The sequence below is a fragment of the Hymenobacter translucens genome (assembly GCF_020685205.1).
Taxonomy (GTDB): Bacteria; Bacteroidota; Bacteroidia; order Cytophagales; family Hymenobacteraceae; genus Hymenobacter; species Hymenobacter translucens.
This window is the reverse complement of record NZ_JAJERB010000011.1, coordinates 80,771-104,996: the sequence shown is the minus strand read 5'-3', so window position 1 is coordinate 104,996 and position 24,226 is coordinate 80,771. Positions and strand designations below refer to the sequence as shown.

The window sequence follows — 24,226 nt, the reverse complement described above, 5'->3', positions numbered from 1 at the left end:
GGGTTACAAATCAGCCTTCACACTTCCGCTATAGTCATGCCAGCCTGTAAGCATATCTTCTTGATAAACCTTCCAATAGAGCTGCTCCTGCTGACTAGCGTGCAAAAGAACCTGAGCTGCGTTAGCATGAAGCAAAGTATTAATCAACGCTAAAACATTATTCGAGGGCAAATAAGTAGGGATTTCCTGATATGCTTGATAAGAGTTGCCTCCAAGGACCCGCCCAGCTATCAAATAATCTAATCTGGCGATTCGAGAGGAACCCTCCTTGATAGTCTGCTGCAAGAAGGCTTCCTGCGCACCCTGAGTGCTATCGCTCTGAGACCACTTAGCACTGAAAAGCCCTATAATAGAGCTAGCTACCATTTCAGGCTTATTTTCATACTCTTGTATGTATGAAGACAAAAATTTATTGAAGCTGGTTTTTTCAGAAGTGTGATGGTTAAATAGCGCAGTCTCATACACTCTGAGATAAGTGAGTCGTTTTATGGCTTCCGGTAATGGATCAATAAAGTACTGAAGTTGATCATAATGGTTGTGCTTAGCGTATTTAACTGCTAAGTCTGATAACAATAGTCGTATGGCTTGCCCATGTATGCTTTTAGATCGAATTACTTTGTTCCGCGCTATGGTATTCACTAATCGTTGAACGACAGAATTATTAGGAATGGTGTTTGAATAATATGCTAGCTTATTTAGCTTTAAAAAAGCTTGATTCTGATCGTTAAATTTTGCTATTTGATATAAGGTGGCTGTGTCAGGCTTAGACCATCTGTCGGTATGTAAGGCGAAATAAAAATAATTATCAAAAATCAAAGGAGTGCACATCTTTCCCGGTAATGTTGTTTCTAAACTAGCTATGCTATCATATACAGTAGTAGCTTGCATGTAGTAATTCAACATGCTTTTATATTTGTTGTTTTGTTTAATATAAAAATTGTAGTCAAGGGTTAGTGTGCCATCGTAATATTTTGTCACGGGTGGACGAGTGGTCAAAAGAAAATCAAATGCGTTAACATGCTCTTTGCCATTTGGGTAACCTTTCGTGCCATCCATATTTAAATGTTGGCTAATAGTATAATTAGCAAATGACATATGATAATAATTTATAATGTTCATGTGGGCATTCCACATGGAATCTGCTCTTTCAATATTGTTTCTTGAGTTAGCTAAGTAGATAGAGTTTATCTTATATGTAAACGCTTTGATAAATTGCTCGCTAATTTCAGTGTCATGTTTGGCCAATTCGTTTGTGAATACAGAACCTAATCCAGCTGAATGATTAGCAAACGACAAACAGGCTGACCAAGTTTTTTCGTGATTTAGCGTTGATGTAGCGGTGTAGAGGTCAGTATTTACATTTTCTGCGTAAACAAGCCCATCCCATTCCTTTGTTGTTACATAAAATACATTTTTAGATGTGCTTATGGATATAAGCTTATAGAGTAATATGCTATACGATGTATAGAAATCTGTGTCGGATAAATCAGCGATACGCTGAATAATGTCTGTTAAATTTTCGTTATTAATAGAATTGTATTTAACCAGATAAGGAATGGCAAAGTGGCTGTCTTTGTATCTAAGAGCTACTGAATTTGACTTGATTGAATCGAGGGATTGTATAAATCCTTGCTCATCCCGCAAGGCAATGCAGATAATAGCAGAGGCCATATACCCTCCACTATGACCAATCTGTGAATCAAGGGAAAATTTAACTACTCCTCTCCTTGGAAAAAAATGCTTAAAACGGTTATAGCTTGACGATGATGCAAATGGATTTATCTGCTCTAGGTAATTTAAGGAAACAGTAGAATCGGTTTTGCTTATAAGAGTTCTTAGACAATAGCCGAACGTGATTGGGTCTGGCTTCGTAAGTTCATTAGAATTTATTTCTTTTTGGACATAGTGATTAATCCATTTTATGTATTGACCACGAAGGCTTGTGACAGTTGAGTCGGGTGTATGTGTGGTGTAAAATTCACATCCATTGATGAAAATGCTGACACGTAAACTCATCTCTCTCCATCTATCAAGCGGGGCAGTAGCCGGAGCAAATTGCTGGATTCGCTTATGAATATCCAGTGTTACGGCCTTTGCCATTGGATTAATAACTGGCAATCCATCCGCATCGGTCGTAATAAGCTTTTTCATCATATCCAGCTCAATGTCAATAGCCAATGTATCATCGTGTAAATTGTCCAATACATTAATAAACTGGTATTCTTGCTGAGAGTGAAAGCTGAATAGAGGCTTGTATAAAAATGATTGAAGCCTATCGATACCAATAACAAAATCTGCTTTCTGCTCTGTTGTAATATACCGGGATGTCAGATCCGGCAGGTGATCCTGAACAGCCTGATAAGCAACGTAATCGGGCTGACGTACCCGCCAGTAGTTGTAACCAAATATCAGAGCCAGTACGGTTATTAGTAGGGCTACAAAGCCTATGATTTTACCCACACCGTACCGCTCCAGAAACAGTGGAAAGCGCAGCTTTCGCCGGCTTACCTCTAAGAATCGGCGCAAACCCTGGAGCCGCTCTTCGGCCACTTGGGAACGGGTTACTTCTCCACTTTCTACCCCTACATAATGCGCCAGCCATCCAACGCTGGGCTGCTTGCGTGCAAACCAGGAAGCAAAGTGAGTGTAAAGCCCAATCGGTAGCAGAAATCCGGCGCTACGCTCATTCTCCTGCCACCGCAGCGCCTGCGCTTGTACTTCCTGGAAAGTAGTAACCTGCTTGGCCTCGTCATGGGCCCATTCCGTAAGCCGGGTCCAGTTGCGGATCAGGCTTTCGTGGGTGATGTCCAAAACCGTTTCGGCGGGCAACGCGGTACTTTCCTCATCCGCCTCCGTCAGAAAGGGGTAGATGAAGGTATTGCCCAGACGGCGGAAAGGCATAAGGATCTGGCAGACCACCGGCCAAGGCAGTGCGGGGTCGTTGATAATAGCAGTGACTTCGGCCCCGGTCATCCGGTTACGCACAACCCGGTTGGCGTCCAGTCGGGTTAAGCAGCGGAAAGTAGTTTCCAGTACGCGTTGGGCCGTAGCCTCGCTGATGGGCGTTCGGGGGTGTCGTCTATTGTAGTCCCCCGCGGCGCCATAGTATAGCTTGTTGGCATGCGCATCCAGCACATTGTGCAGGGACGGTCGCTGTTGCAGCAGCTGGCGCTGCTGCTCATCTTGCTCAGCCAGCCAAACCCGCATTTCCGCCTGGTCAGCCGTAGGCAGCTCCTCCAGCGCCATGCCGCCTACCTGGGCGTAATGGCGCAAATCCATTTCCTGCCGCCCGCAGTCGGCGGCTACCCAGATCTGATACAGGGCGTGCTGCAGCACCGGCAGCTGATCCTGCCCATCCTGAATATCATACAGTAGGCGCTGTACCAGCCGCTCACTGATGCGGTTGCCGCTAAGCAAGGCGGGCTCCTTTATAACCTCCACAAACTCGTGGCGAAGCAGGCGGGGAACAAAATACTGGCTTTCCCCAATCAGCTCAATCAGACCCCGAAACTCTGCGCACTGGCCCACATAGTCTGAGCGCATAGTGCACAGGATGTAAATCGGTAGTCCCTGCTGTCGGGCCAGCCGCGTCGTCTCGATGAGTAGGTTCACGACCGTCTGCGCGGCGGTGTTAGCCGTGTTGCCGTCGTAGTTCTCCGCATTCGTGAAGAATTCCTCAAACTGATCAACCACCAGCAGCAGGTTGGCCGCTTCGTGCTGATGCCGGCGCTGTTCCTCTGAGGTAGCCCTTGCTGCTGCGGGAGGACAAAGCGAGGAGGCCTGGTAAAGTTGTACCAAAGCCGAAAAGCCTTGGCTCAACTCCGTTTCCACGGCGGCCGTGCCGTTTTCCAGGCGCAAAGCCTGGGTTAAGGTGTGAGCCAGGTTGCGCAGTGGGTTACGCTCCGGCCGGAAGGTAGCTACCACCCAGTTGCTGTACTTGGCCCGAAAGAAGCCGGCCCGAATTTCGGGAAGCATACCCGCAAATACGAGCGACGATTTACCGTCGCCGGAGGCCCCCGTCACCATCACAAAGTGCTCCTGGGCCAGCAGCCTTAAGCACTTGCTAACGTGGCTTTCCCGGCCTCGAAAATAGATGGACTCTTCTTCCGTGAAGGTGCGTAAGCCCGGATACGGACATATAGGCTCCTGGGAGCCGGGGAAAAGGAAATCAGCGGCAGCAGCCATTGACGGTAATTATGGGATTTGCTGAAAAATGCGGCGCACTTCCTCACTCACGCTCTGGTGGCTCTGAATGGAGGAAATAACTCGGGGGGCTTTAAAGAGCCGTAGCCGATTAAGAGCTGGCTCGTCCTCTCCCACAAATAGAATGGGCGTTGTAGAGCCGGCTCCGCCCACTGAGCGCCAGACCTGTTTCACAAAAGGCAGGGCCCAGTCGGCGCTGTATTTAAAGTATACCACTGCTAGCTTGCTGCGGGGAATATTCTCTACCGTAATCTGCTTGTAGAGGTCTTCGCTGTCAGGTTCTATCGTGAGGAGCTCTAACGGAATTTCTTCACCGAGCCGATCGGTAATGGCATTGGCCGCTTCGCTATCCAGCTGGTTGAAGACAAAGAAAATATCCGTGTCCTTTTCCACTGCTGGCGGCGAGGCAGCGGGCTGGGTAAGAGTGCTCCGCAGGTCCTCTACCAGTTGCATGGCGTTAAGAGCACTGGTAAACGTACAGCGCTCCGTTAGCTCGTTGCGGATGTTGGTCACAAACGCCTGCTGAGCTGGCTTTACGGCCAGGCTCTCGTCCGGGCAATACCACACAAACTGCCGGAACCCGGGCTGAGCGGCTACCTGACGCCGCGCTTCTTGATAGGCAAACATGGGAAATGAGCAGTCCTCATCGTCCTCAAATCGCCGCCCAAACTCGTTGCCCAGTAAGTGCACGGAGCAAGTAGCCGATGCCAGGGCATCCCGGGTGCGTTGCCGGTATTCATCCTCGTCTAGCGGGCAATCAGTGTTGGGCGTTACCTGCAGCCCTGCTTTACTGCATACCAGGGCAAGCTCATCGCGACGGGCAGCCAACTCTTTTGACGTCCAAGCCAGAAAGACGACGGGCCCGCTTGGCGCCGAAGGCGGCGGCAGGGGGACTGGTGTAGTTGGTAAGGAGGAAGGCGTGGTGTGAACCAGGGGTGCAGGAGCCTGACTTTGTTGCTTTATCCCGGCAACCAGTTCCTTGATGGCATTTGCCACCTTGTTGATTTGATTGCGGTAAAGCAAGTTGCCCTGACGGTTCGGAAACTCGTCGTCCTTCAATCGCAGTGGGCGGTTCACGCCTTGCTCTTGGTAAACAAAATCAATCGTCCGCAAGTAGCCGCCCAGAGCTTGCTCCAACAACCTGACATCCTCCAGATCCAGGTTATGAATGCGCAAGGGCAGCACCCGGCCACCTACGTTGCCACTAGGCAACCGGATGTTTAAGCCCAGACCATCGGTGCGGGCATTTTGTAGAAAAGGTAGAAACTCATGCTTCCACGAAAACCGCTCCGTATCACAATAGGTCTGGGAGATAATCGGAATCAGAATCAGCGCTTTAACCTTGTCTGCCAGGCTCTCATCTACCAAATGCGTTTCGCCCAATCCATCCCCAGGGTTACGGTCGAAGTAGATGGACAGGCGCTCTTTGATCGTAGCTGCTAGTTCTTCCTGCAAGCGAGTGACAAGCTCGGTAACCCAGCCGTCAAAACGGTTATCGTTATGCCGGTAGCTGATGAAGATATCGTACTCATAACCAGGAAGCAAAGCTGCCATAGGCCAATTAGGAAGAAGATATAGGTGGAATTGAAGTTCCGAAAGCCCCGATTGGCATTAGGAATTTAAAAATACGAATGAACAATCGAGAACTCCTAGGTTTTAGAAAGTGCTCCTGTAAAACCTGTTCTGCTTCAGGATAGACTATGGAAACACGAAAAGTGTATATACTTTCAATCTGGCTGCGCGGGCAGCACAGCTCCCATGCCGCGGGGCCATAGTTCAAGCGTAAGCAAGTGAGGTAGGGTAGTTGGCTCCAAGCATCACCTGTATGAAAAAAGGCCCCAGTTTATCACGTCGGGGCCTTTTACATTACTCTGTATAGTCTTCCAGCAGCGCGGAAAAAGTGGCTTTCAGACGAATGGGAACTACCTCCCGATCCACCACTTGCATACGCACCTGACTGATGCTATCCTTCCTTACCTCTGGCCGAACTTGAATCTTAGCGTTGGCACCCATTGGGAATAACTAAACAAAGGACAAGCACTGGTAGCAATTGGTAAGCAGGAATGCCAGAAAAAAGGCCTTGTATCTCTACAAAAAGGCCCTTTTTCTGGCATTCAGCTGTTAATCGTACCCGGAGCCGGAGTCGAACCGGCACACCTTGCGGTATCGGTGTTTGAGACCGACGCGTCTACCGGTTCCGCCATCCGGGCTTTTCCACTCCCGGTGCGTCAGGAGCGGGTGGCAAACTTAGCCAGACTTTCGCGGATACGCAACAGATACCGCCGTTTCAGGTAATACGTACGGATCTGCTCCAGGGCCTGGGGCCGCACGTCGGGCGGCAGGCCCTCGTAGCCGGCCAGCACCGGCTCGATACCCGCGTCGAGCGTAGAGGACAGGGCGTTAACCTCATTTTCGACCCGGGCGACGGCCTCCGCATCGGGTTCAAACTCCAGCTCCATCAGCTGCTCGTTCAGGTCCATAACCTCCATCAGAAAGTCTTTGGGCAGCTCCTGCTGGCCTTCCTCCAAAAGCCCGTGCTGGCCCAGGATGTAAGCCATGCGCAGGTCGGGGCTGGACAGGGTACGGTAAGCGTTGGTATTAAGCGTGGCGAGCTGCAGAATCTCCTGCTGCCGCTCCGCCGGGGCCGTGGCATGAAAGTCGGGGTGGTACTCGCGGCTCAGAGCGTAGTATTTGGCCTTCAGCGCTTTTTCGTCGGGCCGGAAGCCTTCCGGCAGGCCGTAGAATTCAAAGTAGTCGGGTTGCATAACGGGGTTTACGGAGCCGGGTTGGGAGAGGGGGCTACCTGGTGCACGGAAAACGCCTGCACCGGGGCGCTGAACAACGCTTTGGTAGCCGGCCACACGTGCCCAAACAGCTCTGAGCCCCGGTAGGCGTTCAGCGCCTCCACGGAGTCCCAATGGCTGTAGGTGCAGTAGATGTTCAGGTTAGCAGCATCCTGCCACAGCTCTAGGTGGCGGCAGCCGGGCATCTGCCGGATCTGGTCCTGGGAGTCGCGAAAGATTGTCAGGAAATCCGCTACCCGGTCCGGGGCAAACGTCATGCGCACAACACGAATTAACATAGGGCAGGCAAGGTGAAAAGGGAAGTGGCAGGTTGGCTGTTGTTATTTAACATAATATATAAATGACATGAAAATCCCTGTTTCAAGCATCAGAATGGCTATTTTGAGGTCTGCAGCAGTCCCAGCAGCAGGGTGCCCGTCTCTACCGGCTCCGCAAGAACAGAAGCGAAACTGGACAAGCCAACAGCCGGCGGCAAATCAATTATCGGCCGGGAAACGGATATCCACCTGCGAGTCGAAGTGCAGGCCGAGCAGCTCGGAAGCATGACCCTGATTCACGCCGATGCACAGCATCTGCTGGCTGTTGAAGATGCACACGGCCTCGCCCGGGTCCGCCGACTGATAGTGGGGCAGGATGTCGCGCACGGTTTCGCGGGCGAAGTGGATGGTAAACGGCCGGCCGTGGCCAACCACCTCGACGGCCGTGCGGCTGATGTCGGTAACCAGGTTGCCGTAGTGGTCGACGTGCACCACGTGACCGGTGATGCGGTGGTCCTGCAGGCGCACCTGCCGGTTAAGCAGCTGATACAGCTCCGTCGTAGCCGTTCCCAGGTCGGCCAGCGGCTTGCCGGCGGCCAGCTGTACCGCGGCCGGGGCCAGAATGTCGCGGGTAGGGGAGGGCGTGGGCTCAGGGCTCGTTAGCGTCACCAGCTCATCGGGGCGGCCATCGGTGAGCAACGCCAGGATACCGTTGTCGGCGGCTACAAAGTAATGACCCTGAAACCGGGCCGCGTGCCAGTTGCCCTTGGGGCTGCCCAGGTCGTTGACCCCGATCAGGTGCACCGTGCCGAGGGGAAAGTCGGCGTACACGGCACCGAGCACGTGCAGGGCGTGGGCGATGTTGAAGGGTTCGATGCCGTGCGTGATGTCCAGCATGGCCTGGGCAGGCGCTAATTGTAGAATCCGTGCCTTAACGGCCGCTACGTAATGGTCGCGGTAGCCGAAATCGGACAGAAACGTAATCAGCGCCATGTCTGAAATCCTCAGTTCTTCGTAATATTGTTTAATGCCTGGCAAGGCGGCAAAAGTAGGCGATTTGGCCGACCTGCCGCGCCCGGCAGCTCCTTTTTCAATCCATCCTAGTTAAAAACTACAGCTTGGTCGAGAAAATCATCACGCTCGAAAACGTGTCCCTGATTGACTTCCTGGGACCCGACAACCAGAATATCCGCCAGTTAGCGGCGGCTTTCCCCGGTAGCAAGATTATTTCACGCGGCAACGAGATAAAGATTCAGGGGCAAACCCCCGTAATCGCCCGCATCAACGAAATTCTGTCCTCGCTCATCGAGCACTACCACCAGTTCGGACAGATCACCGATAAAACCGTCAACCAGTACCTCTCCGCCGCCGACGACGAGCAGGAAGAGCGCAGCATGGCCCTGACTTCCCCGGCCGACGTTATCGTGTTCGGGGCCAAGGGCGGCGTAATCAAAGCCAAGACGCCCAACCAGCAGAAGCTGGTGGACGCGGTGATGAAAAACGACCTGGTCTTTGCCCTCGGGCCGGCCGGTACCGGCAAAACCTATATTTCGGTAGCGTTGGCCGTGCGGGCTCTCAAAAACAAAGAGGTCAAGAAGATCATCATCTCCCGCCCCGTGGTAGAGGCCGGCGAAAGCCTGGGTTTCCTGCCCGGCGACATGAAGGAGAAGGTAGACCCCTACCTGCGCCCGATCTACGATGCCCTGGAAGACATGATTCCGGCCGAAAAGCTGAAATTCTACCAGGAAAACAAGATCATTGAAATTGCGCCCCTGGCCTACATGCGCGGCCGCACGCTCAACAATGCGTTTGTACTGCTCGATGAAGCCCAGAATACTACGCCTTCCCAGCTGAAGATGTTCCTCACCCGCATGGGTCCTTCGGCCAAGGTGATGGTGAACGGCGACCGGAGCCAGATCGACCTGCCCACCAAGCAGAAGTCAGGACTGATGCAGGCCCTGGATATTCTCAAGGACGTGCGCGGCATCGGGTTTGTGGAAATGACGGCCGACGACGTGGTTCGTCACCGCCTCGTGAAGGAAATCGTCATTGCCTACGACCGGTTCGACGTCAATCAGCAGCGCGAGCAGGCCGACCGGCCCGTCCGCATGGCCCGGCAGCACCCCGATCAACGCCGCGACGATGACGATTCTGCCGGCCTGCCCGTCAACCAGGAGCAGCAGCTGTAAGAGGCTGTTGGCTATCAACAATTAGCTAATAGCTTTTTGCCCTTTTCTGACCGATTAACCCTGAATTTTCGGGTAGGTTCTTCCAGATTCTGCCACTTCTGTAATTGTCATCCTGAGCCCCGCGAAGGACTTTGTCCGGGCTGGACAAAAGTGTGAAATCTCTCGTTCTGCTTCTGCTAAGGTCCTTCTGCTTCGCCTCAGAATAACCGAAAAAGCCTAATAGCCACCAGCCATTAGCTATCAGCTTAACAAATGATATCTGCCCAAGCCGTTACCGACCTGCGCGACCTCGACGCTGCGTTTACCATCCGTGAAACGGTGTTCGTAGGCGAGCAGGGCGTACCCGTGGATGCCGAGTACGACGAGCACGACCGCACCGACGCCCGCCACTACCTGGCCCGGGCCGAGGATGGCACGCCCTGCGGTGCGGCCCGCTGGCGTCCCACCGACAAAGGCGTGAAGCTGGAGCGGTTTGCCGTGCTGGACGAGTACCGCAACCACGGCGTGGGCACTGCCCTGCTGCACCGGGTCCTCAACGACGTGCAGGCGGCTTTTCCCAATGCCTATGTGTACCTGCACGCCCAGCTGCGCGCGGTGCGCTTTTACGAGCGGCACGGCTTCGTGAAAGTAGGGGAGCAGTTTACCGAGTGTGATATCGAGCATTTCCCTATGGCCTGGCAGGCCGGTTTGGTAGGCTAAGCTTTTCGCCCCGGGTTACAAGCCCCAAAATAGCCTCCTCATCCGACCGGGTGGGGGGGCTGTTTTATTCCTGCTGAATTATTTGCAGCTTACCCCCGTCGTTAGATTATTCCCGCCTCCAGCGGCCATTAGGCAGTTATTTCTATTTTTTTATTGCTCGTGCCATGCTGATACCGTGGGCTTCCTATCCGTTTGTGCGTCTGGTACTGGCGCTGATGGCCGGCATCATGGCGCACCTGTACCTTAGTCCGCTGCCCGAGCTGCTGCCCGCCCTGCTGGGGCTGGTTTTGCTTTACGGCGGCGTGCAGCTCTGGGCCAGCCGCCGCCCGGGACCGGGCGCCACCGACGCGGCCGGTCTGCTGGCGCTGCTGACCGTGTTCGGCGCTGGCCTCGCCCTTACCCAGCACGCCACCGAGTCGCGGCTGCCTAACCACCTTGGCCGCTTTGGCCAGGAGGTGGAGTTCTATCAGGCCGTGGTGAACGACTACACGGTAAGCCGCCCGGCAACGTATGCTACCACCGTGCGGGTGTCGGCGGTCCGGGTGCGGGGGCGCTGGATGGAGGCCATTGGTGGCATCCGGGTTTCCATTCCCCGCGACCCGGCTTTGGCCCCGCCCCGGTACGGGGACGTCTGGCTGGTTCGCGGCGCGCCGGCGCCGGCCAAAGCCCCGCTCAACCCCGGGGAGTTCGACTACCGCCGCTACCTGAGCTACCACCAGATCTACCATCAGCAGTTCATCCACCCCGACCAGTACCGCCGCATCGGCTTTCGTCCGCCCAGCTTGGCCGTGGCCGTCAGCATGCGGGCCGCCCGGCAGCTGGAAGGCGTTTTTCGGCGCTACGTGCGGCAGAAGCGGGAGTATGCCCTGGCCTCAGCCCTGGTGCTGGGTATCAAGGATGAGGTAGATCCTGAAACCAAGCAGGCCTACGCCAACACCGGCACTACCCACATCATGGCCGTTTCCGGGCTGCAGGTCGGCTTGCTGTTTACGCTGATAACGGCTTTGCTGCGCCGGCTGTTTGGCCGGGTGCCGGGCTTTCGGTACTGGTCGGCCGGAGTGGGGCTGGCCGTTATCTGGACCTACGCCTTTCTGACCGGCCTTTCCCCCTCAGTGCTGCGGGCGGCCGTGATGTTTAGCTTTATTATCGTGGCCCGGGCTACGGGGCGGCACAGCCCGATGTACAATACCCTGGCCGTGGCAGCTTTCGTGCTGCTCTGCTACGACCCCTACCTCGTCGCCGACGTGGGCTTCCAGCTGTCCTTTCTGGCCGTGCTCAGCATCGTCTACCTGCAGCCCCGGATTGCAAGCTGGCTTCATATCACGGAATGGGCCGCCGCCCGGTCTGGTCCCTGGCAGCCCCAGTACGTGCGCTGGAGCTGGCAGCAGGGGAGCAGGGTACTGAACTGGATCTGGCAGGCCACGGCCCTGTCACTGGCCGCTCAGGTTGCCACGTTCCCGCTCGGGCTGTTCTACTTTCATCAGTTTCCGCTCAGCTTTCTGTTTTCCAACCTCGTGGCCGTGCCCATTTCGTCGGGGGCCGTGTACGTGGGGCTGGGGTTGCTCGTCGTGAAGGGAGTTGTGGGGTTGCTGGGGCTGGTGCTTCCGGCCGCCAGCTGGCTCGACTACCTGCCCCAAGCGGTGGCCTGGCTGTTTGAACAGCTGATCTGGCTGTTCAACGAGTACATTTTCTGGATCGGGCGGACCATGCCCGGGGCGTTAATTAAGGATATTCACGTGACGGCTCCGCAGGCGTGGCTGCTGTTCGGCATCATCCTGCTCCTGCTTACTTTTCTGGCTGCCCGGCACCTAGCCTGGCTGGGCGCGGCCTGTACGCTCCTCGGCCTGCTGATGGGAAGCCGGGTGTGGGCGGCCCGTCAGCTCACCGCCGATGAGCAGTTCGTGGTCTACAGCATCCCGCGCCGGTCCGTGTGCGGGTTCTGGCAGGGAGCCCGGGCCGATATTGTGATGGTTGACTCCCTGCCTCTCAGCGAAACCGAGCGAACCTACCGGGTTTTGCCGGGCATCATTCAGCGCGAAGGCCGGCAGGTTGACTACCGGGCCGGCTGGTGGGGCACCCCGGTCCCCGCCCTGCGTACCCAAGATGGAATCGTCCTGGCCGTGTGGCGCGGCCTGCGGGTCGCGTTTGTCAGTGCGCGACTGAGCTTGGCCCGGCAGCCCAGCCCGGTCGATGTAATCGTGCTGCGCCGCAATGCCCGCGTGACGCCTGCGGAAGTAGCCGGTGTGTTCGGTAAAAAAGCTTCTGTCGTGTTTGATTCCTCCTGCCGGTCGTGGTACGTGCACCGCCAGGACTCCCTGCTGCAAGCGGCTGGTTTCCAAACGCATGATGTAACGATGGCGGGGGCTTATATAGTCCGGCCGAACGACTAAGAACCGGCGTAAGCAACCCTGGTAACCTGAGGGCCGATATAGAGGTAGGTTTCGCCTAGTTTTTGTTGAGATTGGTATACTTGCCTTTTCAACCGCTCCGCCTACCTTACCGCCTAGCAACGAAGATTATGGACAATATGCCAACTCAGGAACTCGAAGCGCTGCGTTATATCCGCTACGAATGCCGGGACGCCGTCGGATACGTTACGCTCGACCGGCCCGACAAGCGCAATGCCCTCAGCTACGATATGGTTTCGGAGCTGAAGCAGGCGTTTGAGTTTGCCGAAAACGACGAGGGCTGCAAAGTCCTGGTGTTACGGGCCGAGGGTGCAGCCTTCTGTGCCGGCGCCGACCTGGCCTACATCCAGGAGCTGCAGGGCTACGGCTACACCGACAACCTGGCCGACTCCACCCACCTGATGCAGCTTTTTCACCAGATCTACACCCTGAAAAAGGTGGTCATTGCCCAGGTGCAGGGGCATGCCCTGGCCGGGGGCTGCGGCCTGGCTACCATCTGCGACTTTGCCTTTGCCGTGCCCGAGGCCAAGTTTGGCTACACCGAGGTGAAAATCGGGTTCCTGCCGGCCATTGTCTCCATCTTTCTGCTGCGCAAGATCGGGGAGGCCCGTACCAAGCAGCTCTTGCTTACCGGCGACATCATCACCGCCCAGCAGGCCGCCGACTTCGGGCTCGTTAACCAGCTGGTACCCAAAGAAGAGCTGGCGGACACCGTGTACCAGTTTGCCCGCCGCCTCTGCACTGAGAATTCGGGCCAGAGCATGGAGGTGACCAAAGAGATGCTGGCCCGGGTTCCGGAAATGCCCCTGGAGGAAAGCCTGCGCTACGCGGCCCACATGAATGCCGAAGCCCGGGGCTCCCTGGACTGCCGCCGGGGCATTGCCGCTTTTCTGAGCAAAGAGAAAATCAGCTGGGTATAAGGCCCGCGTCACCACGGAGGCTTCGGGGCCGGCAGCTTTGCCCGGGGCCGAAGCCTTCGTGCTTTTCTTAAACATCCAGCAATTCTCGTGGTTAGCACCGCATGACACCACTGGCAGCCGTGGCCGTAACGACGGCCACTTTTCTGGGAATGGAGTTCGTCGCCTGGTTTATGCACAAGTACGTGCTGCACGGCCCGCTCTGGTTTCTGCACCGGTCTCACCATGTGCGCCATCCCCACCACTTCGAGCGCAACGACCTGTTTTTTCTGTTCTACGGCACGCTGTCGATGCTCTTCATCATTTACGGCTCCGACGACAAGGACTGGCGCTACTGGCTGGGCATTGGCATTGCTGCCTATGGCACCGTATATTTCTTCGTGCACGACGTACTCATTCACGGCCGCCTCCGCTTCTGGCGAAAATCCGGTAACAGCTACCTGCGCGCCCTGAACATGGCCCATAAGATGCACCACAAAACGACGGGTCGCGACGGGAGCGAAGAGTTCGGCATGCTCTGGGTTTCGGCCAAGTACTTTGCCCTGGCCCGGCGGCGCCCGGCCCCGCGGCGGCAGACCACCATTCAAAACTAGTTAGCTGAGCAGGAGAGACGACGTGGGACAATTTTCAATCAGCGACCTGGAGCACCTTTCGGGGGTGAAGGCGCATACCATCCGGATGTGGGAGCAGCGCTACGGCATTCTCTGCCCCGTGCGTACGGCCACCAACATCCGCACTTACTGCGACGACGATCTGCGCCGCCTGCTCAATGTGGCCCTGCTCTGCGGGCGTGGCCACCGGATTTCCAAAGTAGCCAGTCTTTCCGAACAGGAACTGGCCCAGGCCGTGGTGGCCTGCCACGACGAGCCGCACGACTACGCCCGGCAGGTAAGCGCCCTGCTCGCGGCCATGCTGGATATGGACGAGCCCCAGCTAAGCGACCTGCTGGATAAAGCCATTGGCAAGCTGGGTCTGGAGGCGGCCATGCTGAACATTGCCTACCCGTTTTTGCAGCGCGTGGGCCTGCTCTGGCAGGCCGGCAGCATCACGCCCGTGCACGAGCACATCGTCTCGAACCTGCTGCGTCAGAAGATGCTGGCCGCTACCGAGAGCCTGCGGGCCGTGGCGCCAGCAACGGCCCGGCGCTGGGTGCTGTTTCTGCCCGAGGCGGAGCTGCACGAGCTGGCGCTGCTCTTTATGTACTACGCCCTGCGGGCCCGGGGGCAGCATGTGCTGTATCTGGGGCAGAATATGCCGCTGGTGGGCATGCAGGAAATCTGCCAGCAGTACCAGCCCTACGCGCTGTGCACCGTTATGACTGCCCAGCCGGACCGCAGTGAGCTGCAGAGCTGGGTAAACAACCTGGCGCAGCTGTGTCCGGGGCCGAAGCTCTATCTGTATGGTCCGCTGGCTCAGCAGGAGGACCTGGTGCTTCCCTCCGGGGCCCGGCGCATCCGACTGATGACCGATTTTTTAACGCTCGCCGAAGAGAAGGTTGGGGCTGAGTAGCGTACTCATCCTACCATTTCAATGGTTCGTCCAAATCTGACCCGGCAAGTAACGAAATCCGGTCGGATAAATCCAGCGGTTTAACGAGCCTATTGGCCGTTTCATCAGTCAAAACAACCCACAAGCCGAATATCCCGCTTAAACGGCCCTTGGTTATCAGGGGCTTACTACCTTGCTGCGCAACAAATAGGCGCTAGAAAGACAAGTAAATATTTTGCCTCCGGGGCGTACTACTTTCAATTCTCCTCGTATATTTGTTTAACTTTCTGCCATGAAAAGCTAAACAGTATGACCTCTCTGGAATTCACCAACCAAGTGCAACAGATTTCCTACTCTCTAAAGCCCGTGGCGATGAACCTGACCCGCGACGCCGACGATGCCAAGGACCTGGTGCAGGAAACCTTATTAAAAGCGTTGCTCAACAAGGACAAGTTCAAGGCGGGTACCAACCTGAAGGCATGGTTGTACACGATCATGCGCAATACCTTTATCAACAACTACAATAAGATTACCAAGCGTAACAGCAACATTGACAGTACGGACTATTTCCAGTACTTCAATACCGACGAAAACTACATCACCCACAACGGGGCTACCAGCGACTTTGTGGTAACGGACATCAACGAGGCCATTGCCGGCCTCGGCGCGGACTACCGCACGCCGTTCATGATGTACTACATCGGCTACAAGTACCTGGAGATTGCCGAGAAGCTGCGCATCCCGATCGGGACCGTAAAGAACCGTATTCACATTGCCCGCAAAGAGCTGAAGCAGGCATTGCAGGTGTACGCACCAGGCGAGTAGGTTACTGGGAGAGAGTAAACCTGCACCCGGGTGCGTGACAGGGGCCGTAAGGGACGATGCCGCGAGGCTGCGCCGCTTGCGGCCCCTTTTTTTACCGGCCTCGCCGCTCCGACCGGCTTCGCGTAGCTTGCAGCCGGATTAACAACGTATCATTTGAGCCAAGTAGCCCACCCTATTATCGTCATCGGCGCCGGTTTCGCCGGCCTAGCCGCCGCCACCACCCTTGCCCAGCAGGGCCACCACGTGACGGTGCTCGAGAAAAACGAAGGCCCGGGCGGGCGGGCCCGGCTGTTCCGGGCCGAGGGCTTTACCTTCGACATGGGCCCGAGCTGGTACTGGATGCCCGACGTATTTGAGCGCTACTTCGCCCGGTTCGGCCGGAAGGTGGCCGACTACTACGAGCTCGTGCGCCTCGACCCCTCGTACCAGGTGATGTTCGGGGAACACGACGCGGTGAATATTCCCGCGAAGATGGAGGAGTTGCGCCAGCTGTTTGAGCACTACGAGCCCGGCAGTGCCGCCCGCCTCGACGAGTTTCTCAAGCAGGCCGCCTATAAGTACGAGGTGGGAATCAACCGCTTGGTATATGCCCCGAGCCGCTCGGTCATGGAGTTTGCTGACCTCAAGCTGCTGCTCGACATGGTGCGCATGGACGTGCTGCAAAGCATGCACAAGCACGTGCGCCGCTTTTTCACTCATCCCAAGCTGCTGCAGCTGATTGAGTTTCCGATTCTGTTTCTGGGCGCCACTCCCCAGAATACGCCCGCGCTGTATTCGCTGATGAACTACGCCGATCTGAGCCTGGGCACCTGGTATCCGATGGGCGGCATGCACCAGATTGTAGCCGGCATGGTAAAGCTGGCCGAGGAGCTGGGCGTGCAGTTCCTGTACAACCAGGAGGTCAAGCAGGTCCGGGTGGAAAACGGCCGCGCCACCGGCGTGCAGACGGCCACCGGGTTTCATCCGGCCGACGTGGTAGTGGCCGGCGCCGACTATCACCATGTGGAGCAGCACCTGCTGCGGCCCGAGCACCGCACCTACAGCGAAGCCTACTGGGACAGCCGCACCATGGCCCCGTCGTCGCTGCTATTCTATCTGGGCATCAACAAGCGCCTCACCAATCTGCGCCACCACAACCTGTTCTTCGACGAGGACTTTGGCGTGCACGCCCAGGAGATTTACGAGGCGCCGCAGTGGCCCAGCAAGCCGCTGTTCTACGCCTCCGTGCCTTCGCAGACCGACCCCGGCGTGGCCCCGGCCGGAATGGAAAACCTTTTTCTGCTCGTGCCCGTGGCTCCCAGCCTCGACGACCCCGAGGAGGTGCGGGAGCGGTACTATCATCTGATTATGGACCGCCTGGAGCGCCTGACCGGCCAGAGCATCCGCGACGCGGTGGTGTTCAAGCGCAGCTACGCCCACCGCGATTTCGTAGCCGACTACCACAGCTACAAGGGCAATGCCTACGGCCTGGCCAACACCCTGCGTCAGACGGCTATTCTCAAGCCCACGCTGAAAAGCAAGAAAGTCAGTAACCTCTATTTTACCGGTCAGCTCACGGTTCCCGGCCCCGGGGTGCCACCTTCGCTGATTTCCGGGCAGGTAGTGGCGGGCGAGGTAATGCGGGAACTGAAAAAGCAGTAAACCTTGCGGTGCTAACCGCGGTAAGTGTAAACCCAAGCGCAACGGTGAACTGGCCAGCCCGGCCGGTGTTCCTGACCGCAAACGATTGAAAAAATGGACCATGTAGCCCTGTTCGATGAAACCAGCCTGGCGTGCAGCAAGCTGATTACCAAGCGCTACAGCACGTCCTTTACCCTGGGCATCCGTACCCTCGATGAGCGGTACCACAAACCCGTGTACGCCGTGTATGGCTTTGTGCGCTGGGCCGACGAAATCGTGGACACGTTCCACAACCACGACCGGGCCGCCCTGTTCGCCGATTTCAAGCGCCAGACCTACGAGGCCCTGGAAACCGGCCTGAGCCTGAGCCCGGTGCTGCACGCCTTTCAGCTGGTGGTGCGGCAGTACGGCATTGACCGGGAGTTTATCGACGCCTTCCTGCGTAGTATGGAGATGGACCTGGAAGACCGCAGCTACCACCAGTCACTTTACAACGAGTACATCTACGGGTCGGCGGAGGTAGTCGGGCTGATGTGTCTGCGCATCTTCTGCGCCGGCGACGAGGCCCTGTTCGACCGGCTGCGCGAGCCGGCCCGCCGGCTGGGCGCGGCGTTTCAGAAAGTTAATTTCCTGCGCGATATCCGCTCCGACTACGAAGAGCGGGGGCGGGTGTACTTCCCCGGCGTGCACTACGCCAGCTTCGACGACGACATGAAGCGCAGTATCGAGGCCGACATCCGTCGCGATTTTGATGCGGGCTACGCCGGCATCGTGCAGCTGCCCCGCTCAGCCCGCCTGGGCGTGTATCTGGCCTACGTGTATTACCTCAAGCTATTTCACAAAATCCGGGGGCTGCCGGCGGCCGCGGTGCTCGGCGGGCGGGTGCGGGTGCCGGACAACACGAAACTTTTGCTGCTGCTAGGCTCGTATTTCCGGTATCGCCTACGGGCTATCTGACCACGAACCTCTCGCCACTTGCTGCTCACTATCCTCCTCTTCCTTACTACTCTCGTGTCTGACCCCACCGCCTACTCCGTTGCCAAACTCCGTCGCCTCTACCAGCAGGCCGCGACCGACAAGCAGTCGGGGGAAAGCTTTTACAAGCTAATGGCGGCCTACGACCAACGCGACCCGGTGGTGCTGGGCTACAAGGCTGCGGCCGAAGCCATCCGGGCCCGGGACGCGTCTATGTTCAACAAGCTTACCTACGTGCAGAACGCCAGCCGCCTGTTCGATCAGGCGGTAAAGCTCGATGCCGACAACGCCGAGGTTCGCTTTCTGCGGCTGAGCGTCGAAAGTAACCTGCCGGCCTTTCTGGGACTCAGTGCCCACGTAGAGCAGGATCGTCAGTTTCTGATCAACACCTTGCTCAAGCACCCCCAGTCGGGCATGGACGCAGAGTCGTTTGGGCTGGTGCGCGGCTTCATGGTTGACCGGGGCCACGTTTCGGAGCCCGAGGCCCAGCAGCTGAAGAACATTCGTCCCTAGCCGGGTCCTTCTTTAGAGTTGAACTGCCGGCGGCCGGGCCAGCTTCCCGGTTAAAGCGCGACTACCGCTACTGTTGAGCCACTTTCAGCTACCTGGCTGATAACATTCTGTTTGTATCTGTGGTTATGGAGCTATGCCGCACCACCTGAGCGTTCAAATCGACCCTAACTCCGGTTTCTGCTTTGGCGTTATCTATGCCATTCAGATGGCCGAAGATATTCTCGATGAGGAGGAGTACCTGTATTGCCTCGGCGACATCGTGCACAACGATGAAGAAGTGCAGCGCCTCGAGCAGCGGGGCCTGCGCATTATCGACTATGCCACCTACGAGCAGCTGCGCAACGAAAAAGTGCTGATCCGGGCGCACGGCGAGCCGCCCTGCACCTACCAGACGGCTATGCGGCACAACCTGACGCTGATTGATGCTTCCTGTCCGGTAGTGCTCAAGCTGCAGAACCGCATCAAAACCAGCTACGACCGGCAGGAGAAGGTGTATATCTACGGCAAGCATGGCCACGCCGAGGTGCAGGGCCTGCTGGGACAGACCGGGGGCGACGCTGTCGTCTTCGAAAGCCTGGATGAGCTGCTGCAGCACGAACTGCCACCCAACATCACGCTCTACAGCCAGACCACCAAAAGCACCAGCAGCTTTTACCGGGTGAAGAATGAGCTGGAGCAGCGGGGCTACGGGGTAAACGCCAATGATACCATCTGCCGCCAGGTCAGCAACCGCGATAAGGACCTGCGCCGCTTTGCCGCCGGCTTCGACCAGATCGTGTTTGTGTCGGGCACCAAGAGCAGCAATGGCAAAGTGCTTTATCAGGTCTGCAAGGAAACCAACCCGAACACCCACTTTATTTCGAAAGTGGAGGAACTGCGGCCCGAATGGTTTCAGCCCGGGCAGTCGGTCGGAATCTGCGGGGCCACGAGCACCCCGATGTGGCTGATGGAAGACGTTCGGGATGCCCTGCTGGCCTTTTAGGTAAAACAGGGAGATGATGAGGGAGTAATTTTTTCAACCTCACCCTATGCCTGCCCATTCCCGTAGCTTTGTCTTATGCCCGCGTCTGCCACTCATCATCTCACCGCCCCGGCGCCTTTGTACAAGGTGAAGCCAGCGCCTATCGGGTATCGCGGGGTGTTGGCTGCCGGGCTGATTATGGTGGCCTGGGCCGCCCTGCTCACGTATCTGCTGGCCTTTTACCGTCCCCAATGGAGCACCCCCTGGCCTTACCTGCTGGCGCTGGTGCAGATGCACCTCTATACCGGCCTCTTCATCACGGCCCACGACGCGATGCACGGGGTGGTGAGCACCAACAAGCGGCTGAACCGGGCTATTGGCACGGTAGCAGCGTTGCTGTTTGCCTTTAACTGGTACGGCCGGCTCTTTCCCAAGCATCACGAGCACCACCGCCACGTGGCCACCGAGGCTGACCCTGACTTTCACGACGGACGACACCCGGGCTTTCTGCCCTGGCTGCTGCGCTTTGCCTGGAACTATGTTACGTGGTGGCAGGTAGCGCTGATGGCCCTGACCTACAACGGGCTTAAGCTGCTGTTCCCGGTCGAGAATGTAATTGCCTTCTGGATGATTCCGGCCGTACTGGCTACCGTGCAGCTGTTTTTCTTCGGCACCTACCTGCCACACCGGGGCGACCATGCCCCGACCAACACGCATAAATCCCGCAGCCAGCTGCGCCACCACGCATGGGCGTTCCTGAGTTGCTACTTCTTCGGGTATCACTACGAGCACCACGACCAGCCCTACCTGCCCTGGTGGCGGCTCTGGCAAGCCAAGGAAGCCGGTGAAGTCAGTTCAAAAAGCTAGCTGACCCGAACGAGGGGAGAGGGCGTTACCAGCGCGGTGGCCATTGGCAGCATATCCTGCACTTTGGCAACGGCCTGCAGGAACCGGTTATAGGAAAGAGGCTTCAGCAGGAAGTCGATGACATCCAGATTAAAAGCCTCCATGGCATACTGCGGGTACGAGGTCATCAGTACCACCAACGGGGGGCGGCGCAGGGCGCGAATCAGGTCCAGCCCGCTCAAATGGGGCATGGCAACATCGGAGAAAAGTACCTGCACCGGATTCTGGGAAAGATAGCGGTAGGCTTCTAACGGGTCGGTGAAGGCTCCCTTTACTTCCAATTTGTCACTCATCACTGCATAGGCCTGCAGCAGGTCCAGCACCAATGGGTCATCATCAAGCAGGAGGCAGGTAATCTTCATAAAGCAAATCGAGCAAAAACTGCGCCTGTTTAACACGGCTACAAGCCATGCCTGGCTCAACTATATACCATAAAATGTTAAATAAGTTAGCTGTAAAAGCCTGTTCTTTTATGAAGTATGCAGCAATTACGCTCCAGCTTGCTAGGTGCTGGGTGTAGATAAAGCTTTGAGGTATAGCAAAATGAAGGCGTAGCTGGTTTTGTGGTAGGGCGCATAAAAAAAGCCCGGGCAGGATGTCCGGGCTTTTCGTGAGATCTGTTCTTAGGCCCTAGTGCCCCGAGTCAGTATGGATGGCATTGGTTTTTTTGCAGCAGTCCGGCAGACGCTCATACGCCCGGGCCTCGGCGAGCTGGTCGTCGGCATCATAACCAGTCTGACGGACGGCGGTGCGCAGCTTGCCAGCATCCGTTTTTCCCGGACGGTAAGTGATGGTGAGCATCTGGGTGGGTACGTCCAAGGACGCTGCCTGCACTCCCTTCTCGTAGGCCATAGCCTTTTCCAGCCGGGCTTTGCACATCTCGCACACGGCGGACGTCTTTACCTGCAGCTGGGTCGTACCGGAGGTTTTTGCCTTGTCCTGGGCATGCGCCCGGAAGCTGGTCAGTGCCAACAGGCTCAGTAAAAGCGAAAAAAGCAATTTCATCAGTCAGTAGTTAAAGCGGAAGAAAAAAGACAGGGAAGATAGACGTTAACCAAACAAATATCGGGGAAAGAATCGTGCCGCTCTGCGCCGCGGAAGCTGAATTTTCCGGCCAGTGTACGGTAGTTAATCAATCCGGAAGCGCAGGCCGGCGTAGGTCAGACGGCCGTAGGTGGGTCCCCATACCATGCTGGCGTCGAAAGTGGGCCCGAACGGAGCATATGCCCCGATAACGGGTTCCGGCTGCCGGTAATCGGTCAGGTTCTCGACGCCGGCATAGACTTCCACCCGCTTAAAGGCCCGGGTAAGCTGAGTGTTGAGCAACGCGTAGCGGGGAGCGTAGGGCAAAGTAGCGGCCCCGCTGCCATGCTCGTGGCCCTCGGTGCCTGGGTGCACTCCCATGGGCCGCTCTCCAAACCACTGCATCGTCAAATCGGCCCGCCACTTGTCGAACGCCGAAGCGTAGCCCAGGTTGGCAAACACCCGGTGGGGCACCACCATGGCCCGGGGCAGCAGCTGATTGTCGAACGTGGCACGCACGTCGAGGTACTTGTAGGCCGCCTTGGCCTGCAGGCCCTTGAGCGGCTCCACCTGCACTTCAGCCTGGAAGCTGTGCGAAAACGACCGACCACCGGGCTGCAGATCGGCGATGAGCAGTTGGTCCGGGGAGGTGTAGGAATCGGCCACTACCTGGTTGCGGAACCAGGTGTAGTAGTAATCAGTCGTAAACGTGGCCGGCCGGCCAGCCAGGATAAAGTACTGGGTGAGGCTTCCGCCCACGTTCCAGGCCCGCTCGGGGCTGACGGCGTGGTTGACGTTGTCGCCAATTACAAACTCCCGGGCGCTGACGAGCATGCCCACGTTTTCGGCAATGGGATTGGCCACCCGGAACCCGCTGCCGCCCGCCGCCCGCAAAATAGTGGAAGGCGTGAAATCATACTTTACGTTTAGTCGGGGCGTGACCACCAGGCCGTAGAGGTTGTGTTGGTCGAAGCGCAGCCCGCTCACGATTGTCAGGTTGCGGGCATTCTGGTAAGTGTACTCAGCAAACGCTCCGGGCACCCGCTCAAACCGATTGCGCTGGGTGCGCCGACGGTAGTCTTCGTCAGTATCAGTAAGGTAACGGGGCGTACGAAACAGCTCCCGGTAGTCGTCGTGCAAGTAGCTAATCCCCAGGCGGTACGTGTGGGCCGTAGTACCCAGGATGCTTTGGAACAGCAGCGTGGTCAGGCCGGTGCGCTGGCTTCCGTTATACACCAGAGCGCCATACTTCGAATTGAAAGCGTGGCTGGTGCCCGATAGCAGCAGCCCCAGGCTCTGATAGGGACGGCCCGGCCAAGTATAAGAGGTTTTGGCGAAGCCATTGTAGCGGTCGGTGCTCAGCGTAGTGCCGTAGAACAGGCCGGGCGCTTCGGGCCGGAAGCCGACCTGTCCGCCCTGCCGGGTTTCGCGCAGGGCCCCCAGCCCGACTTCCGTGACGAGACCGGTGCCCGACAGGTACTTCCACTTATTGAACACGTTGTACTGGGTAGCCAGGGGCAGATCCAGGAACCCGTCGGTGTTGCGGTCCACGCGCCGGCCCAGGTGGTCGGCGTGCAGCATCAGAATGGTGCTGAGCTTACTGGTAGGCTGGGCGGCCAGGTTGAGGTTCAGGTCGAATTTGCCCAGGTCGTTGCCATACGCGTTGAACAGCAGCCGCTCCGCTTTTTCCGGCTCCTTGAGGCGCACGTTTACCTGCCCGGAAATGCTTTCGTAGCCGTTCACGACCGAGCCCATGCCCTTGATGATGTCGATGCTCTCGATCCAGGTGCCCGACAGGTACCCGAGGCGGTAGGGCGTGGCCAGGCCCCGCAGGGCGGGCAGGTTGTCGACGGTAAGCAGGGAATAGGCGCCGTCCAGCCCGAGCAGCTGAATCTGCTTGGCTCCCGAAACGGCATCCGTCGTGGAAACCTCCACCGAAGCGTTGGTTTCGAAGCTTTCGGCCAGGTTGCAGCACGCCGACTTGGTCAGGTCGCGGCTGCTGATAACCTGGGTGTTGGCGGGCGTCAGGGCGGAGAAAGTCAGCGCCCGGCCTTCCACCTTTACTTCACCCAGCTCCGCATTGCGGCGCAGGGCTACCCGCAGGTACGCATTGCTGGCTGGGACCGTAAGCGTATCGGGGCGGTAGCCCAGAAAGTTGACGATGACGCGGTGGGTGCCCGCCCGGGCGGGGCGCAGCAGGCGGAAACTGCCGGTGTTATCGGTGGTAGCCGCGGTGCCGGGGGCATCCGGAAGCCAGCGCACCACCGCGCCGGGCAGGGGAGAGGCCGTAGCGGCATCGGTGACCTGGCCCCGGACCGGGAGGGTTAAATCGGACTGGGCAAGGGCGGCCGTCAGCGTTGCGGTAAAAGCAATCAGCAACGCCGGCAGGCCGCGCCCAAAAAGAGGGTGCATAGGAAGGTAAGTTAAGCAATTTCTGA

At 57.2% G+C, this 24,226-nt stretch carries 20 protein-coding genes and 1 tRNA gene; 12 read left to right on the top strand and 9 right to left on the bottom strand.

The window, feature by feature from the left end; genetic code table 11:
- Window positions 1-3: 3 nt before the first annotated feature.
- The 6 genes from LJY25_RS19730 to LJY25_RS19705 form a co-directional block, all read right to left on the bottom strand.
- Complete coding sequence (locus LJY25_RS19730) at window positions 4-4,185, bottom strand: nSTAND1 domain-containing NTPase (RefSeq protein WP_227610207.1); 4,182 nt, start codon at window positions 4,183-4,185, stop codon at window positions 4-6.
- Window positions 4,186-4,194: 9 nt separating this feature from the next.
- The gene (locus LJY25_RS19725; RefSeq protein ID WP_227610206.1) at window positions 4,195-5,757 is read right to left on the bottom strand and encodes a hypothetical protein; all 1,563 of its coding nucleotides are present in this window, start codon (window positions 5,755-5,757) and stop codon (window positions 4,195-4,197) included.
- A 574-nt stretch (window positions 5,758-6,331) separates the two neighbouring features.
- A tRNA-Leu gene (locus tag LJY25_RS19720) sits at window positions 6,332-6,413 on the bottom strand.
- An 18-nt stretch (window positions 6,414-6,431) separates the two neighbouring features.
- Window positions 6,432-6,968 (bottom strand): Fe-S protein assembly co-chaperone HscB, encoded by a 537-nt coding sequence (hscB, locus tag LJY25_RS19715; protein ID WP_227610205.1) that lies wholly within the window; start codon window positions 6,966-6,968, stop codon window positions 6,432-6,434.
- Between the two features lie 8 nt (window positions 6,969-6,976).
- On the bottom strand, window positions 6,977-7,285 hold the full coding sequence (locus LJY25_RS19710) for a putative quinol monooxygenase (protein WP_227610204.1): 309 nt from the start codon (window positions 7,283-7,285) through the stop codon (window positions 6,977-6,979).
- 198 nt (window positions 7,286-7,483) lie between these two features.
- Window positions 7,484-8,257: an SAM hydrolase/SAM-dependent halogenase family protein gene (locus tag LJY25_RS19705; RefSeq protein WP_227610203.1), complete on the bottom strand. Its 774-nt coding sequence runs from the start codon at window positions 8,255-8,257 to the stop codon at window positions 7,484-7,486.
- A 125-nt stretch (window positions 8,258-8,382) separates the two neighbouring features.
- Between LJY25_RS19705 and LJY25_RS19700 the strand changes: the two genes are divergently transcribed.
- The 12 genes from LJY25_RS19700 (at window position 8,383) to LJY25_RS19645 (ending at window position 20,726) form a co-directional block, all read left to right on the top strand.
- Complete coding sequence (locus tag LJY25_RS19700; protein ID WP_227610202.1) at window positions 8,383-9,453, top strand: PhoH family protein; 1,071 nt, start codon at window positions 8,383-8,385, stop codon at window positions 9,451-9,453.
- 252 nt (window positions 9,454-9,705) lie between these two features.
- A complete protein-coding gene (locus LJY25_RS19695; protein ID WP_227610201.1) occupies window positions 9,706-10,152 on the top strand; it encodes a GNAT family N-acetyltransferase in 447 nt (148 codons plus the stop codon).
- Window positions 10,153-10,316: 164 nt separating this feature from the next.
- On the top strand, window positions 10,317-12,542 hold the full coding sequence (locus tag LJY25_RS19690; protein ID WP_227610200.1) for a ComEC/Rec2 family competence protein: 2,226 nt from the start codon (window positions 10,317-10,319) through the stop codon (window positions 12,540-12,542).
- A gap of 128 nt (window positions 12,543-12,670) precedes the next feature.
- Window positions 12,671-13,480, top strand: coding sequence for an enoyl-CoA hydratase/isomerase family protein (locus LJY25_RS19685; RefSeq protein ID WP_227610199.1), 810 nt, complete (start codon window positions 12,671-12,673; stop codon window positions 13,478-13,480).
- 101 nt (window positions 13,481-13,581) lie between these two features.
- A complete protein-coding gene (locus LJY25_RS19680; protein WP_227610198.1) occupies window positions 13,582-14,070 on the top strand; it encodes a sterol desaturase family protein in 489 nt (162 codons plus the stop codon).
- Between the two features lie 22 nt (window positions 14,071-14,092).
- The gene (locus LJY25_RS19675) at window positions 14,093-14,986 is read left to right on the top strand and encodes a MerR family transcriptional regulator (protein ID WP_227610197.1); all 894 of its coding nucleotides are present in this window, start codon (window positions 14,093-14,095) and stop codon (window positions 14,984-14,986) included.
- A 288-nt stretch (window positions 14,987-15,274) separates the two neighbouring features.
- Entirely contained in the window at window positions 15,275-15,790 is a 516-nt protein-coding gene (locus tag LJY25_RS19670) for an RNA polymerase sigma factor (protein WP_227610196.1), read from the top strand.
- A 153-nt stretch (window positions 15,791-15,943) separates the two neighbouring features.
- The gene (locus tag LJY25_RS19665) at window positions 15,944-17,431 is read left to right on the top strand and encodes a phytoene desaturase family protein (RefSeq protein ID WP_227610195.1); all 1,488 of its coding nucleotides are present in this window, start codon (window positions 15,944-15,946) and stop codon (window positions 17,429-17,431) included.
- A 93-nt stretch (window positions 17,432-17,524) separates the two neighbouring features.
- Entirely contained in the window at window positions 17,525-18,367 is an 843-nt protein-coding gene (locus LJY25_RS19660) for a phytoene/squalene synthase family protein (protein WP_227610194.1), read from the top strand.
- A gap of 54 nt (window positions 18,368-18,421) precedes the next feature.
- A complete protein-coding gene (locus LJY25_RS19655; RefSeq protein WP_227610193.1) occupies window positions 18,422-18,898 on the top strand; it encodes a hypothetical protein in 477 nt (158 codons plus the stop codon).
- A gap of 133 nt (window positions 18,899-19,031) precedes the next feature.
- Window positions 19,032-19,880: a 4-hydroxy-3-methylbut-2-enyl diphosphate reductase gene (locus LJY25_RS19650; RefSeq protein ID WP_227610192.1), complete on the top strand. Its 849-nt coding sequence runs from the start codon at window positions 19,032-19,034 to the stop codon at window positions 19,878-19,880.
- A 75-nt stretch (window positions 19,881-19,955) separates the two neighbouring features.
- Window positions 19,956-20,726, top strand: a complete 771-nt coding sequence (locus tag LJY25_RS19645) for a fatty acid desaturase (protein ID WP_394799983.1) — start codon at window positions 19,956-19,958, stop codon at window positions 20,724-20,726.
- Here the strand turns inward: LJY25_RS19645 and LJY25_RS19640 are convergent.
- The 3 genes from LJY25_RS19640 to LJY25_RS19630 form a co-directional block, all read right to left on the bottom strand.
- Window positions 20,723-21,127: a LytR/AlgR family response regulator transcription factor gene (locus LJY25_RS19640; RefSeq protein WP_227610191.1), complete on the bottom strand. Its 405-nt coding sequence runs from the start codon at window positions 21,125-21,127 to the stop codon at window positions 20,723-20,725. The two genes, LJY25_RS19645 and LJY25_RS19640, sit on opposite strands and share 4 nt — an antisense overlap.
- 268 nt (window positions 21,128-21,395) lie before the next feature.
- Entirely contained in the window at window positions 21,396-21,770 is a 375-nt protein-coding gene (locus LJY25_RS19635) for a heavy-metal-associated domain-containing protein (protein WP_227610190.1), read from the bottom strand.
- A gap of 123 nt (window positions 21,771-21,893) precedes the next feature.
- Window positions 21,894-24,200 (bottom strand): TonB-dependent receptor, encoded by a 2,307-nt coding sequence (locus LJY25_RS19630; RefSeq protein ID WP_227610189.1) that lies wholly within the window; start codon window positions 24,198-24,200, stop codon window positions 21,894-21,896.
- Window positions 24,201-24,226: the final 26 nt, after the last annotated feature.